A 13,980-nucleotide genomic window follows, 5' to 3' on the forward strand; every position below is an offset into this window, starting at 1 on the left:
GTTTGTGTTGACGTATGTCGGTTTTTATATCGCGATCATCCGTTTCAAGGTTCCGCGCTGGCTGCGTCGCTGAGGCCGGCACGCTGGCCGCAGCGATGCGGCACAATTCGGGCAATATTTCCCGGCAATACCTGCTCCCTGTGTTCCTGTTCCCTGTTTCACCCTGACAAGGCCCCGCGAATGACCACCCATACCGCCAACGACCCAGACCTCTCCCATGTAGGCCCACGCGACAAGGCCGAGATCCTGGCCCAGGCGCTGCCCTACATCCGCAAGTTTCACGGCAAGACCATGGTCATCAAATATGGCGGCAACGCCATGACGGACCCGGCCCTGCAGGCTGATTTTGCGGAGGACGTGGTGCTGCTCAAGCTGGTGGGCATGAATCCGGTGGTGGTGCACGGCGGCGGCCCGCAAATTGAGGCGGCGCTGAACCGCCTGGGCAAAAAGGGGCATTTCATCCAGGGCATGCGCGTCACTGATGAAGAGACCATGGAAGTCGTGGAATGGGTGCTGGCCGGCCAGGTGCAGCAGGACATCGTCGGGCTGATCAACCAGGCCGGTGGCAAGGCCGTGGGCCTGACGGGCCGCGATGGCGGCCTGATCCGTGCGCAAAAGCTCAAGATGGTCGACAAGGATGACCCGACGAAGGAGCACGACATCGGCTTTGTGGGTGACATCGTCAGTATTGACCCGAGCGTGGTCAAGGCGCTGCAGGACGACGCTTTCATTCCGGTGATCAGCCCGATCGGGTTTGGCGAGGAAAACGAGAGCTACAACATCAATGCAGACGTGGTGGCGGGCAAGCTGGCCACCGTGCTGAAGGCCGAGAAACTGGTGCTGCTCACCAATACCCCCGGCGTACTGAACAAGGCCGGGGAGCTGCTGACTGACCTGAGCGCCCGCGAAATCGACGAGCTGTTTGCCGACGGAACGATTTCCGGCGGCATGCTGCCCAAAATCGAAGGCGCGCTGGACGCGGCCAAAAGCGGCGTGAATTCCGTCCACATCATCGATGGGCGGGTGCCGCATGCCATGCTGCTGGAAATCCTGACCGATCAGGCCTACGGGACCATGATCCGCTCGCACTGATCCAGGCGTTCCTGGCTGCCCAAGGCTGTCCGGATGGGCGGCGCCCTGATTTTGATGAAATTGGTCGCCAGGGCATATGGGGTGTGCGTAAGCAGCTATAAAAAATATAGCAAATATGGGTATTTCCTTTGCCGTCAGGGTGGCGACAGTGCCGGTCTGGCAGACTGGCAGCCGATACCGGGCCAAAACAAGACCAAAAACCAAATCAGGCAGCGGCACCGGCTTTTTCCTGAATTGACGCTCCTCAGGCGGGGTCAATTGGCATTGATGACGAAACGGACAATTCGTTATGCGACTCCTGTTGGTTGAAGACGACGTGATGGTGGCCAGCGGCATCAAGCTGGGGCTCAGTGACGCCGGCTACGCCGTTGACTGGGTCGGCAGTGCCGAGCGCGCGGAGGAAGTACTGCAGGGCGAGACCTTTGATGCGGCGATCATCGACATCGGGCTGCCGCGCATTGACGGGCTGGAACTGACGCGCCGCCTGCGCCGCGGCGGAATGGCCATGCCGGTGCTCATCCTGACGGCCCGCGACGCGCTGCAGGACCGTGTCCAGGGGCTGGACCTGGGAGCAGATGACTACATGGTCAAGCCGTTTGAGCTGCCCGAGTTGCTGGCGCGCCTGCGCGCGCTGCTGCGCCGCTCCCAGGCCGCCACCAGCGCCACACTGAGTTTTGGGGCGCTGGAGCTGGACACAGCCAACCGCGAGGCCCGCGCCAACGGCCAGCTGATTGAGCTCGGACCGCGCGAATGGACGGTGATGGAGTATTTGCTGATCCACGCGCCCAAGCCGGCCAGCAAAGACAAGCTGCTGCAGGCCATGACCGGTTGGGACAAGGAGATCACGCCCAATGCCATTGAGGTGTATATCTCGCGTTTGCGCGGCAAGCTGGAGCCGCACGGCATAGCCGTACGTTCCATTCGCGGCTTTGGCTATCGGCTGGAGCTGGTGGAAGTTTCCCCGGGGATGCCGCCCAGCGCTGGCGCTGAATAGGCAGCGCAGGCATGAACCCTTTCGGCCAGTCCTGGGCCGTTCGCCTGAAAAACCGCCTGCGTACGTTGGCTGCGCGCACGGGCGGCAACGCGTTCGTGCCTGCCGCCATGAAGTCCGGCCTGCAGCGCCGGCTTCTCCTGCTGCTGCTTTTCCCGCTGGGGACTTTTGCGCTGGTGAGCATTTATTTTGACTACCAGACGGCCGGCGATGTCGCCCTGCAAAAAGATCAGCAGTTGCTCCGGCTGATTCCCCTGCTGGCCGATTCGGTTGTGGCGCCGGGCGCCACCCCGGAAAGTGCGCCGGTGCTGCTGATGGCTCCCGCCGTGGATGATTTCCTCAAGGGCCGGCCTGGCTTCGCCGGATTTCGCCTTGCTGATGCGGAAGGGGACTTTCTGGCTGGTGAGCCCTGGATTCCCGAACTGTTGCCGGCCACGCACGAGCCGGAATTCCACAGCATCGAATACAACGGCGTGACCTACCGGATTGCCGCCCAGCGCATGAAGACTGCAGTGGGTGAGCTGATCGTCCAGCTGGCGGATGGATCCGACCCGCGCCAGCAATGGGTGCGCTCCGTGCTGTTCAAGGTGCTGCTGCCGAACCTGATCCTGGTCGTGGCGGCAGGTTTTGCCGTCAACTGGGCCGTCACGCGGGCACTCAAGCCATTGATTGAGCTCAAGGACGCGGTGGAGCGCCGCAACCCGCGCGACTTGAGCGCCATCGACCCGCTGGCTACGCCAGCCGAGGTCCAGCCGCTGGTGAGTGCCTTGAACCGCCTTTTTGGCCTGGTGAACGACCAGGCGGAGGGGCAGCGGCGGTTTGTGGCTGATGCCGCGCACCAGCTGCGCACGCCTCTGGCCGGGCTGCAGGCCCAGGTCGAGGCCTGGGCGCAAGCGGCCAAAGTGGCTGAGGCCGCGGGCTCGGACGGGGCGGTGACCTTGCCGGCCGAAAAAATCATCAAGCTGCGCAATGCCACACGCCGGACGTCGCAGCTGGCCAACCAGCTGCTGGCGCTGTCGCGTGCCGATGCGTCGGCCGCCGGCGCCCAGCCGATGCAGCGGGTAGACCTGAAAGACCTCTGCGAATCCATTCTGCCGCTGCATCTGGATGCCGCCATGCGCAAGGGCATTGACCTGGGGCTGGAAACCCAGCCTGCACAGGTCAGTGGTTACGAGTGGCTGCTGCGCGAGCTGCTGGGTAATCTGGTGGACAACGCCGTCAAATACACGCCGCCCGGCGGCACGGTCACGATCCGCTGTGGCCCGACGGCCGGCTTCGCTGCGCCAGATACGCCAAAACAGCCGGGTCCTGGTGGCGCCGCCGCCGAGCACCGGGGATGGGGCGTCTTCCTGGAAGTGGAAGACGACGGCCCTGGCATAGCCCCGGACGAGCGCAGCATGGCGCTGCAGCGCTTTTACCGGGTGCAGGGGACGGCGGGCGAGGGCAATGGCCTGGGTCTGGCCATTGCCAGCGAAATCGCGCGGGTTCACCATTCGCAGCTGGAGCTGGACCACACCGGGACTGGCCCCGCCGGACCGTACGGATTACGGGTTCGGTTGAGTTTGTAGCTCGCCCACCACAGTAAGCGCTTGCTGTTACGGAACAGAACGTTGCGCCTTCGCCTCATGGGCGAAAACCCGGGCCTGGTGAGAGACGAACTGTCACCTGGCTGTGCGAGAATCAATTGCAACGATTCCCGGTTTTTTGAAACATTTCCTACTTCATCGCCTATGTCCGACTTAGCGTCTGAATCCGAATTGAGCCCGCACGTCACGCCAGCCGAGCCTGCGGTGCGCAAGCGCCCCAAACCGGGTGAGCGCCGGGTCCAGATCCTTCAGGCGCTGGCCACCATGCTGGAGCAGCCGGGCGCTGAGCGCATCACGACGTCCGCCCTGGCAGCCAAGCTGGATGTGAGCGAAGCCGCCCTTTACCGCCATTTCGCCAGCAAGGCGCAGATGTTCGAAGGCCTGATCGAATTCATCGAGCAAAGCGTCTTCACACTGATCAACCAGATTGGGGAACGTGAGCCCGACCATTCAGCCCGCACCCGCAAGCTGGTGGTCATGATTCTGCAGTTTGCCGAAAAGAACCCCGGCATGACGCGCGTGATGGTGGGCGATGCGCTGGTGTTTGAAAACGACCGCCTGCAAGAGCGCATGAACCAGTTCTTCGACAAGCTCGAGTCCAGCCTCAAGCAAAGCCTGCGCGACGCAGCGGCCGCCAGCGGCGCGGCGACCCCCACGGTCGACGCCCAGGTGCGCGCCTCCGTCATCGTCGCCTTCATGGTCGGCCGCCTGCAGCGCTTTGCCCGCTCCGGCTTCAAGCGCCTACCCTCGGAACACCTCGAAGCCAGCCTCGCGACGATCCTGGCCTAACGCCGCCTCAAGAGAGGGGCCTAATTCTTCTTCAAGCGGGGGCCGCGGAACGGGCTTTGCCCGGCCGCAGGTGCCCGTCCCCTGGAAGGGGAAAAGGCGCGACACGAAGTGCGCGTCCGATAGGGGTAAGTCAGTCCCTACCAATTCCAGAGGGTCCCGTCGTGCTGCAGGCGGTTCACCGGCAGGTAGGCGCGCTGGTACGGGTATTTCGCGGCGAGCTTCTCGTCGATCTCCACGCCATGCCCCGGCGTTTCACCGCAATGCATAAAGCCCTTGTCAAAACGATAGCTGTGCGGAAACACCTCATCGGTCTGCTCGGTGTGGCGCATGTATTCCTGCACGCCGAAATTGGGCACCCAGGTGTCGAAGTGCAGCGCTGCGCCCATGCAGACCGGTGACAAATCGGTCGCGCCGTGGCAGCCCGTGCGTACCTGGTACATCGCCGCAAAGTCGGCAATGCGCCGCAGGTGGGTGATGCCGCCGGCATGCACCACCGTCGCGCGGATGTAGTCGATCAGCTGGTTCTGGATCAAGTCCTTGCAGTCCCAGATGGTGTTGAAAATCTCGCCTACGGCCAGCGGTGTAGTCGTGTGCTGGCGGATCAGGCGAAAAGCCTCCTGGTTTTCGGCCGGCGTCGCGTCCTCGATCCAGAACAGGTGATAGGGCTCCAGTGATTTGCCCAGTCGGCCCGCCTCGATCGGTGTCAGGCGGTGATGCACATCGTGCAGCAAATGAATGTCCGGCCCGGCGGCGGTACGCACGGCGTCGAACAGCTTGGGGGTGTGCAGCAGGTATTTTTCGCTGCTCCAGTCGTGTTCGCTGGGCAGGTCAGCATCAGCCGGTTCGTAAAACAGCGTGCCCTTGCCGACGCCATACACCTTGTCCAGGCCCGGCACACCGCTCTGCGCGCGTATGGCCTGGTAGCCCATCTCCTTGTAGCGCAACACCTCTTCCACGGTCTGCGCAATGTCTTTCCCATTGGCATGCCCATAGACCATCACGCCGGTGCGGCTCTTTCCGCCCAGCAGCTGGTACAGCGGCATGTTGGCGGCCTTGGCCTTGATGTCCCAGAGGGCGGTGTCGACAGCGGCGATCGCGCTCATGGTGACCGGGCCGCGCCGCCAGTAAGCGCCCTTGTACAGGTACTGCCAGATGTCCTCGATCTGGTGCGCATCGCGCCCGATCAGGCAGGGGATGACATGCTCGGTCAGGTAGCTCACGACAGACAGCTCGCGCCCGTTGAGCGTGGCGTCGCCGATGCCGGTCAGGCCTTCGTCGGTTTCTATTTTCAGGGTAACGAAATTGCGGCCGGGGCTGCAGACGATGACGCGGGCGTTGGTGATTTTCATGGTGTTCAGATGGGGTGGGAGTGAAGTTGGTCCAGGGCGGCCAGCATGCCGCGCTGGTTGATCTGGATCAGCCAGTGGGTCATGCGGGCCAACCAGTGCACTTGCTGCGGCAGGGCCTCGCCCCAGATGGCCGGCAGCGTACCCAGGACTTGCACTGTCGCTGCTGCGTCACCGGAATGGGCAAGCGCGAGAGCTTTCAGCGTTTCGGCCATCGGGTCGCTCATGGCGTAGGGCTGCCCCTGCTCGTCGCTGCCGCGCAGATAACGCATCCAGGCCGCTGCCGCAAAGGCCAGCCGTTCCACGGGCTGGTTCGCGGCCAGGGCATCAATCACCGAAGGTACCCAGCGATATGGAATCTTCTGTGAGCTGTCGGTGGCGATCTGGTGCACCTTGTGCTGCAACTCGGGGTTGGCAAAACGTGCCAGCAGTGCGTCGCGGTAGGCGGGCCAGTCCGGGCGGCTGAGCTGGGGGCCGATTTCCTGCGTCATCAGGCCGTGGATGAAGCGATGCACTGCAGGCTGCGCGATGCAGTCGCTGACGACAGGCCAGCCCGCTACCGCGCCCATGCAGGCCATGGCCGTGTGGCTGCCGTTGAGCATGCGCAATTTGGCTTCTTCAAACGGCGCCACGTCGTCCACCACCGTGACGCCCGCAGCGGCCAGCACTTCGCCGTCCGCAGGATCGGCAAAGCGGCGTTCAATCACCCATTCCCAGAAGGCTTCGGTGCCCAATGCGGCCTGGTCAGCCACGCCGAGCGCCTGCCCGGCAGCGGCCAGGCGCTGGCCGGTTGCGGCCGGCACGATGCGGTCCACCATGCTGTTCGGGAAGGCGCAGGCGGTGCTGATCCATTGCGCCAGTGCCGGGCTTTCTTTTTGCGCGGCATCGATGCACAAAGCCTGCAACTTGCGGCCGTTGTGCGCCAGGTTGTCGCAGGAAGCGAGTGTCAACCCCGGCAGCCCCGCCGCATGGCGCGCCGCCAGGCCCTGCACCAGCAGTTGGGCGAGTTCCGGGGCGTAGCCCTTTTCAGTGACCGTCAGCGTGACCCAGCGCGTGGATGGCGCGGCCAGTGTCTGCACCACCCGCGCAGGCTCGCGGGCAGCCACGCAGGTTTGCCAGATGGCGCCGCCGACCTGCCACTGCACACCGGTGCTGCTGGCAACCTGCACGGCATACAGGCCGTCCTGCGCGGCCATGGCGTCGGCCAGCCCGGTGCTGCGCATGGCGACGCCCAGCACACCCCAGCGCGCATCACCACGCTGCAGCAGGGAATCGAATACCAGTGCCTGGTGCGCACGGTGAAAAGCGCCCAGGCCCAGGTGCACTACGCCCACAGTGCCGCGGCGTGAGTAAGTGGGGACGCCGATGCCTCGCGTGGCGATTTCCGGCAAAGCGCGGGTGTTCAGCATCGCGCGCTCAGTCAAACTGCAGGCCGCCGTTGAGGTCCAGCACCTCGCCGGTGATGAAGCCGCTCATCGGGTGGGCCAGGAACAGCACGCAGTGGGCGAACTCTTCGAGCTCGCAGAAGCGGCCCACCGGTATCTTCTGGCGCAGCTCGGCTTGCCGCTCGGCACTGACCTGCCCGGTCAGCATCTGGGTCTTCACAAAGGTCGGGGCGAGCGCGTTGCAGGTCACGCCGAACGCGGCGTATTCGCGGGCAAAGCTGAAGGTCAGCGAGATTACGCCGCCCTTGCTGGCAGCATAGGCTGGCAGCGGCGACAGCCCCCCGGTTTTGGCGCCATAGGACGATACGTTCACGATGCGGCCAAAACCACGTGCCTTCATCCCGGGCGCCACACGCTGGCTGACGTAGAAGACACCGTCGAGGTTGATGCGCAGGGTCTTGTGCCAGAGCTCCGGCGTGGTCTGTTCGCAGTTGGCGTATTGCAGGAAGCCGGCGTTGTTGACGCAGACGTCGATGCGGCCAAAATGCGCTTCAATGGCGTCGCAGGCGGCGTGCACCTGGGCCTGCTCGCTCACGTCCATGGTGAAGCAGGCCAAACGGTCACCATACGCGGCAAGCTCGGCGGCCACACGTTCGGTGCCGAGGTCAGTGGCCGCCACTTTGTAGCCGGCGGCCAGCAGGGCACGCGCCGTGGCCAGGCCCATGCCGGCGTTGGCGCCAGTGACAAGCGCAACCTGGTCTTGAATCGGTGGCGTCATGGTTTTTCGGTGAAATTGAGGATCATTTTGGCCGCTGGACCTTATAGAGACTGCGCGAGCAGCTACTGATTTGATAGCGTCCAGCGTTCAATCCGGCACATTTACGCCGACCTTCTGGCCGGCTGCGACGATTTCGCGCCAGGTTTCGCCGTCCATTTCAATGCCACCCTGTTCGCGTTCAAGCCGCGCGCGGCGTTCCGGTTCACCGGCAATCTGCACGGCGTCCACACCGTCGGCCGGCGGGCTTTTGCGCAGCCATTCGACGAAAGCCAGCGCTTCCATTTCCAGGGCCGATTGGGTGCCCAGCTTGCCCGGGTCAATCAGGATCGTGAGCATGCTGTTGTAGACCGCACGTGCGCTGCTTGTGGGGTGGTGCCAGGTGCCGCCGCCAGTAAGCGCGCCGCCCAGCAGCTCGCACGCCACCGCCAGGCCGTAGCCCTTGTGCTCGCCGAACGGCATGAGCGCGCCAAAAAAACCGTTCGGCTGCGGCACCACCACCACGCCGGGGTTGGTGGTGGGCTGGCCGTGTTCGTCGATCAGCAGGCCCGGCTGGACGGATTTGCCCTGGTTGTGCGCCACGCGCATCTTGCCTTGGGCCACGCGGCTGGTCGCGAAATCGAGAATGAAGGGCGGCTGGTCCTTCAGCGGTATGCCAATACAGCAGGGATTGGTGCCGTAGCGTCCGTCCGCGCCGCCCCAGGCAGCGACGACCGGCCGCGTCATCACGTTCACGAAGTGCAGCGACACCAGCCCCTGGGCCACGGCCATCTCGGCGAAATGGCCGATGCGCCCCAGATGGTGGGACTCGGCCAGCGCCATGATGCAGCTGCCATGGGTTTTGGCACGTACCATGCCGAGCGCCATCGCCTGCTCGCCGATCGACTGGCCGTAACCGCGCTGGCCGTTCAGGCTGAGCAGCGAGCCGGTATCGAGCAGGGTTTTGACCTGGGCGTTGGGCGTCAGGCCACCTTCGAGTACGGCATCGACGTAGCGCGGAAGCATGCCGATGCCGTGCGAGTCATGGCCGCTCAGGTTGGCCATGACCAGGTTGGCGGCGATTTTTTCCGCTTCGGCGGCCGTGCTGCCGGCTGCTATAAAAATAGTAGCTGCTTGCGCCCGTAGATATTGGGCTTGAAGCACTTTTTGCATGTGAAAAGCCCTTACATCACCGCGCCGACTTGCCAGGGCACAAATTCGTTTTGCCCGTAGCCGTGCTTTTCGCTCTTGCTCGGTTCGCCCGATGCGGTGGCCAGCACCATCTCGAAAATGCGCTGTCCCATCTCCTGCACCGTCACGCCGCTGTCGATAATCTCGCCGCAGTTGATGTCCATGTCCTCTTCCTGCCGATGCCACAGCGCCGAATTGGTGGCGAGCTTGAGCGAAGGCGAGGGCGCGCAGCCGTAAGCCGAACCGCGGCCGGTGGTAAAGCAGATGATGTTGGCGCCGCCAGCCACCTGGCCGGTGGCGCTGACCGGGTCGTAGCCCGGCGTGTCCATGTAGACAAAGCCGTGGTCCTTCACGGGTTCGGCGTATTCATAGACAGCCTCCAGGTTGGAGGTGCCGCCCTTGGCCACCGCACCCAGCGACTTTTCCAGGATGGTGGTCAGGCCGCCGGCCTTGTTGCCGGGCGACGGGTTGTTGTTCATCTCCCCCTCGTTGATCTGGGTGTAGTGCTCCCACCACTTGATGCGCGAGATCAGCTTTTCGGCGATGTCGGGGCGAACGGCGCGCCGCGTGAGCAAATGTTCGGCGCCGTAAATTTCGGGCGTTTCGCTGAGGATGGCTGTGCCRCCATGGGCCACCAGCAAGTCCACCGCCGCGCCGAGCGCCGGGTTGGCGCTGATGCCCGAATAGCCGTCGGAGCCGCCGCACTGCAGGCCGATGGTGATGTGCGCGGCGCTGCACGGTTCGCGCTTGACGGCATTGGCCTGCGGCAGCATTTCCTTGATCATGGCGATGCCCTTGGCCACCGTCTTGGCCGTGCCGCCCGTGTCCTGGATGCTGAAGACGCGCAGGGTTTCACCTTCGCGCAGGCTGCCGTGGGCCAGCCAGGCATTGATCTGGTTTGACTCGCAGCCCAGGCCCACCACCAGCACGCCCGCGAAGTTGGGGTGCGTGGCGTAACCTGTCAGCGTGCGTTGCAGGATCTGCAGGCCCAGGCCGTCGCTGTCCATGCCGCAGCCGGTGCCATGCGTCAACGCCACCACGCCGTCGACGTTGGGAAAGTCTTTCAGCGCTGCAGGGTTGTTCTGCCGCGAGAAATGGTCGGCAATCGCCCGCGCGGCGGTGGCTGAGCAGTTGACGCTCGAGAGAATCCCGATGTAATTGCGGGTGGCGACACGGCCGTCCGGCCGCTTGATGCCCATGAAAGTCGCCTCGCGCCTGGCTGGTGCCGGCTTCACGTCGGCGCCGAATGCGTAGTCGCGCGTAAAGTCGCCCTTGTCGGGGCCCATGTTGAGGTTGTGCGTGTGCACGTGCTCGCCGGGCGCGATGGGTTTGCTGGCAAAACCGATGATCTGGTTGTAGCGCCGCACGGGCTCACCCAGGGCCAGCGCGCGCGTGGCGATCTTGTGGCCGGCAGGAATCAGGCCGCGTACGGTGATGTTTTCGACCTCGGTGCCGCCCACCAGCTGGGCTCGGGCAATCAGGACATCATCGGAGGGGTGAAGGCGAATAAACGGTGTCATTGGTTTGAAGTTAGAAGCTGAACGTCACTTGGTTAATTGGAGACCCCCAGTTAGTGAAGGAGGCTATGGCTTCTTTGATAGCCTCAATCACTTTTTCACGGGACATTTGAAGGTCATTCGGGAAATCAACAGGGTGGGCTAATTCCCAAGGGTAAAACTCTTTCCCATCTTTGATGTGGGTTTTACAGCTAAGTTGTAGTGACAACCTGACCCCCTTCACACCGAAGATGAACCACATCAAATGATGAGTATCTTCGCCACCGCGATAAGTCTGCAGAAAAAACATCTCTCGACCGCGATCAATGGTCCACTTATATGGCCGCAGGGGACGCCCAATCGGGTCTCGCATCTGATCGTGCCCAATTAGTTGTTGATCCTCTACAGAAATCAGTTCTGTTACGAAAGCCATTTAATACTTCTGTGTTTATCGGGGGGCCATCGCGGAACCGGCTTCGCCGGGCCGCAGTTGGTGCCCCCTCGAAGGCGTCTCAGGGTGATTGTTTCACTTTCAGTAAAACATCTTCGGCAACCAGAGTACCAATTTGGGGAAATAGGTGATGATGACCAGGCTGCCCAGCAGCGGGAACAGCCAGGGCAGGATGGCGATGGTGGTCCGTTCCACGGAAAGTTTGGCCACGCGGGCCAGCACAAACAGCACCATGCCCATGGGCGGATGCAGCAGGCCGATCATCAAATTGAGCACCATCACCAGCCCGAAGTGGATCGGGTCCACACCCAGCTGCGTGGCAATCGGCACCAGGATTGGCACCAGAATCGTGATGGCTGCGGTCGGCTCCAGGAAGCAGCCCACAAACAGCATCAGCAAATTGGCCAGCAGCAGGAAGACCCAGGCCTCCTTGGTGAAGTCCAGCACCCATTTGGCAATGTCGGTGGTCACGCCGGTGGCGGTGAGCATCCAGCCGAAGATCGATGCCGCGGCCACAATGAACAGCACGGTGGAGGTGGTCTCGACCGTATCAAGGCAGACCTTCACAAAGCTCTTGAAGGTCAGCGTGCGGTACCAGGCAAACCCGAGGATCAGCGCCCAGACGCAGGCGGCAATCGCGCCTTCCGTGGGGGTGAAGATGCCGGTGGTCATGCCACCTATCAGCAGCACGGGCGTCATGATGGGCAACACGGCCTGAAAATTGAAGGCCTTGTCGGCCGCAAACAATGCCGCCAGTGCGACGGCCACCGTGATCTGCGGCGGAAAGTTCAGTTTGCCGATCAGCAGCCACAGCAGCAGCGGCCAGCCGACGACCACGGCGGTCTCCACCAGCGCCTTGTTCAGGCGGCTCCATGCGAAGGGAACATCGGCGCCCCAGCCGTTCTTGTGTGCGAAGTAGGCCACTGTCAGCATCATCAGGATGGCCATCATGACCCCCGGCAGGATGCCCGCCAGGAATAGCGCGCCGACGCTGACATTGGCCATCATGCCGTAGATCACAAAGGGCAGGCTGGGCGGAATGATGGGGCCCAGCGTGGCCGAGGCCGCCGTCACGCCCACGGCAAACTCGGTGCTGTAGCCGTGGTCCTTCATGGCCTTGATCTCGATGGTGCCGAGGCCGGCGGCGTCGGCAATGGCGGTGCCGCTCATGCCGGCAAACACCACTGAGCCGACGACGTTGACGTGGCCCAGCCCGCCCTTCATCCAGCCGACCAGCGCCAGTGCGTAGTTGTAGATGCGGTTGGTGATACCTGCGTTGTTCATCAGGTTGCCGGCCAGGATGAAGAACGGCACGGCCAGCAGCGGAAAGCTGTCGATGCCGCTGACCATGCGGTGAACCACCACAAAGGGCGGCGAGCTGTTGGTGAACAGGATGTAGACCAGCGACGCCCCGGCCATGGCCATGGCCACCGGCAGGCCACCGCTCATCAGGAAGAGAAAAATAACCTTCAACATTCAGCGGTCCTCCATCGTGGATTCAGGGCGTTCCAGCACGCTGTAGCCGCGCTGCAGGTGGATGCGCATGACCCAGATCGAGCGCACGGCCATGGCCGCAAACCCCACCAGGCAGACGCCGTACACAAGGTTCATCGGCAGGTCGATGATGGTCATCTTGTAGTTGCCCATCTTGTCCATCATTTGCCAGGTCAGCACGACCATGGCGCCCAGGAAGGCGATGCGCAGCACATCGGTCAGCAGGGCCATGGCCCGGGCCAGCCAGGTGGGCATGAAGCGGTAGAAGAAGTCGACCTGGATATGGTTGTTCTTGGCCACGCCGATGGCGGCGCCGACGAATACCGTGGCAATCAGCAGGTAGCGTGCGATTTCTTCCGTCCAGGCGGCGGAATCGTTCATTACATAACGCGTGAAGAACTGGTAGAAAACCGTCAGGCCCAGTGCCCAGAAGAAAAACAGCGCCGCCCAGGCTTCAACGGGCGTGCCGGACAGGTCAACTGCTTCATCCGTGGCGTGGAACTCGCCGTCGTCGCCCATGACCTTGGGCAAGGCGTCAATGTCGGGAATGGAAGTCATGATGGTGGAGTAGCGGGTAATGAGGCCCTTCCCTCCGACGGAGGAAAGGGCGGGAAGCCTTGGCCGGATGGGCAAGACTTACTTGATGGCCTGGATGCGGTCCCAATCCTTCTTGTCGTAGCCCATTGACGCCATGTCCACGGCCTTGACGATGTGATCGCGGAACTCGTCCTTGTTGACCGTGATCAGGTTGATGCCTTTTTTCTTGAACTCATCCACCAGCTCGCCTTCCCGCTTCTGGATGTCGGCCGTGGCTTTGGCGGCCGCTTCCTGCATCATATCCGTGAAGACTTTCTTGTCGGCATCGCTGAGCTTGGTCCAGACGTGGGGGCCGATCTGCGTGACCAGCGAATCGAGGATGTGGCCGGTCAGGATGATGTTCTTCTGGACCTCATAGAACTTCTTGGCCTCGATGGTGGGCAGCGGGTTCTCCTGTGCATCGACCGTGCCGTTTTGCAGCGCCAGGTAAACCTCGGCAAAGGCGATCGGCGTCGGGTTGGCGCCGCAGGCGCGAGGCAGGGCCATGTAGGCCGGCACGTCGGGCACCCGCATTTTCAGGCCCTTCATCTCTTCACAGGTCTTGAAGGGCTTGTTGCTGGTGGAGTGGCGCGCGCCGTAGTAGGTGACGGCGACGGTTTGCACGCCGGTCTTCTGTTTGTAGCCTTCGGTCAGTTCCTTGAAGACATCGCTCTTCGCGTATTTCAGCAGGTGCTCCGGGTCGCGGAAGGTGTAGGGGTAGTAGGCCACGCCGATCCGCGGAAAGCTTCGGGCCGCAAACGATGCGCCCGAGATGATGATGTCGACGGTGCCCAGCTGCAGGCCCTGGTTGATGTCGGTTTCCTTGCCC

General features: G+C 63.0%; 13 protein-coding genes. 4 read left to right on the forward strand and 9 right to left on the reverse strand.

Annotated elements, in window-relative coordinates:
- Positions 1-180 precede the first annotated feature (180 nt).
- From argB to slmA, 4 genes are all read left to right on the forward strand, one after another.
- Positions 181-1,092, forward strand: coding sequence for an acetylglutamate kinase (gene argB / locus AC1D1P_RS04315; RefSeq protein WP_477672191.1), 912 nt, complete (start codon positions 181-183; stop codon positions 1,090-1,092).
- A gap of 289 nt (positions 1,093-1,381) precedes the next feature.
- Positions 1,382-2,086, forward strand: coding sequence for a response regulator (locus AC1D1P_RS04320; RefSeq protein ID WP_477672192.1), 705 nt, complete (start codon positions 1,382-1,384; stop codon positions 2,084-2,086).
- Positions 2,087-2,193: 107 nt separating this feature from the next.
- Entirely contained in the window at positions 2,194-3,651 is a 1,458-nt protein-coding gene (locus AC1D1P_RS04325; RefSeq protein WP_477672196.1) for an ATP-binding protein, read from the forward strand.
- A 162-nt stretch (positions 3,652-3,813) separates the two neighbouring features.
- The gene (slmA, locus tag AC1D1P_RS04330) at positions 3,814-4,458 is read left to right on the forward strand and encodes a nucleoid occlusion factor SlmA (RefSeq protein WP_477668486.1); all 645 of its coding nucleotides are present in this window, start codon (positions 3,814-3,816) and stop codon (positions 4,456-4,458) included.
- A gap of 137 nt (positions 4,459-4,595) precedes the next feature.
- Here slmA and manD read toward each other — a convergent pair whose 3' ends face one another.
- The 9 genes from manD to dctP all read right to left on the reverse strand — a co-directional run.
- Entirely contained in the window at positions 4,596-5,807 is a 1,212-nt protein-coding gene (gene manD, locus AC1D1P_RS04335) for a D-mannonate dehydratase ManD (protein ID WP_477672193.1), read from the reverse strand.
- 5 nt (positions 5,808-5,812) lie between these two features.
- Positions 5,813-7,213, reverse strand: a complete 1,401-nt coding sequence (locus AC1D1P_RS04340; protein WP_477672194.1) for a mannitol dehydrogenase family protein — start codon at positions 7,211-7,213, stop codon at positions 5,813-5,815.
- Positions 7,214-7,220: 7 nt separating this feature from the next.
- The gene (locus AC1D1P_RS04345; RefSeq protein ID WP_477668484.1) at positions 7,221-7,967 is read right to left on the reverse strand and encodes an SDR family NAD(P)-dependent oxidoreductase; all 747 of its coding nucleotides are present in this window, start codon (positions 7,965-7,967) and stop codon (positions 7,221-7,223) included.
- 87 nt (positions 7,968-8,054) lie between these two features.
- Positions 8,055-9,116: a malate/lactate/ureidoglycolate dehydrogenase gene (locus AC1D1P_RS04350; RefSeq protein WP_477668483.1), complete on the reverse strand. Its 1,062-nt coding sequence runs from the start codon at positions 9,114-9,116 to the stop codon at positions 8,055-8,057.
- 11 nt (positions 9,117-9,127) lie between these two features.
- Complete coding sequence (locus AC1D1P_RS04355; protein WP_477668482.1) at positions 9,128-10,654, reverse strand: UxaA family hydrolase; 1,527 nt, start codon at positions 10,652-10,654, stop codon at positions 9,128-9,130.
- 10 nt (positions 10,655-10,664) lie between these two features.
- Positions 10,665-11,063: a hypothetical protein gene (locus AC1D1P_RS04360; protein WP_477668481.1), complete on the reverse strand. Its 399-nt coding sequence runs from the start codon at positions 11,061-11,063 to the stop codon at positions 10,665-10,667.
- 99 nt (positions 11,064-11,162) lie between these two features.
- Positions 11,163-12,557, reverse strand: coding sequence for a TRAP transporter large permease (locus AC1D1P_RS04365; protein ID WP_477648930.1), 1,395 nt, complete (start codon positions 12,555-12,557; stop codon positions 11,163-11,165).
- Positions 12,558-13,133 carry a TRAP transporter small permease gene (locus AC1D1P_RS04370; protein ID WP_477668480.1) on the reverse strand — a complete coding sequence of 192 codons (576 nt, stop codon included), beginning with the start codon at positions 13,131-13,133 and terminating at the stop codon, positions 12,558-12,560. It abuts the gene before it with no gap.
- Positions 13,134-13,211: 78 nt separating this feature from the next.
- On the reverse strand, positions 13,212-13,980 hold a 769-nt coding region (gene dctP, locus AC1D1P_RS04375; protein WP_477672195.1), incomplete at its 5' end, for a TRAP transporter substrate-binding protein DctP.

It is taken from the genome of Polaromonas sp. P1_E1_2 (assembly GCF_056406035.1).

What these genes read in the sequence shown, in the direction of transcription:
- argB (WP_477672191.1), top strand. Translation starts at nt 181, where the DNA reads ATGACCACCCATACCGCCAACGACCCAGACCTCTCCCATGTAGGCCCA.
- AC1D1P_RS04320 (WP_477672192.1), top strand. Translation starts at nt 1,382, where the DNA reads ATGCGACTCCTGTTGGTTGAAGACGACGTGATGGTGGCCAGCGGCATC.
- AC1D1P_RS04325 (WP_477672196.1), top strand. Translation starts at nt 2,194, where the DNA reads ATGAAGTCCGGCCTGCAGCGCCGGCTTCTCCTGCTGCTGCTTTTCCCG.
- slmA (WP_477668486.1), top strand. Translation starts at nt 3,814, where the DNA reads ATGTCCGACTTAGCGTCTGAATCCGAATTGAGCCCGCACGTCACGCCA.
- manD (WP_477672193.1), bottom strand. Translation starts at nt 5,807, where the DNA reads ATGAAAATCACCAACGCCCGCGTCATCGTCTGCAGCCCCGGCCGCAAT.
- AC1D1P_RS04340 (WP_477672194.1), bottom strand. Translation starts at nt 7,213, where the DNA reads ATGCTGAACACCCGCGCTTTGCCGGAAATCGCCACGCGAGGCATCGGC.
- AC1D1P_RS04345 (WP_477668484.1), bottom strand. Translation starts at nt 7,967, where the DNA reads ATGACGCCACCGATTCAAGACCAGGTTGCGCTTGTCACTGGCGCCAAC.
- AC1D1P_RS04350 (WP_477668483.1), bottom strand. Translation starts at nt 9,116, where the DNA reads ATGCAAAAAGTGCTTCAAGCCCAATATCTACGGGCGCAAGCAGCTACT.
- AC1D1P_RS04360 (WP_477668481.1), bottom strand. Translation starts at nt 11,063, where the DNA reads ATGGCTTTCGTAACAGAACTGATTTCTGTAGAGGATCAACAACTAATT.
- AC1D1P_RS04365 (WP_477648930.1), bottom strand. Translation starts at nt 12,557, where the DNA reads ATGTTGAAGGTTATTTTTCTCTTCCTGATGAGCGGTGGCCTGCCGGTG.
- AC1D1P_RS04370 (WP_477668480.1), bottom strand. Translation starts at nt 13,133, where the DNA reads ATGACTTCCATTCCCGACATTGACGCCTTGCCCAAGGTCATGGGCGAC.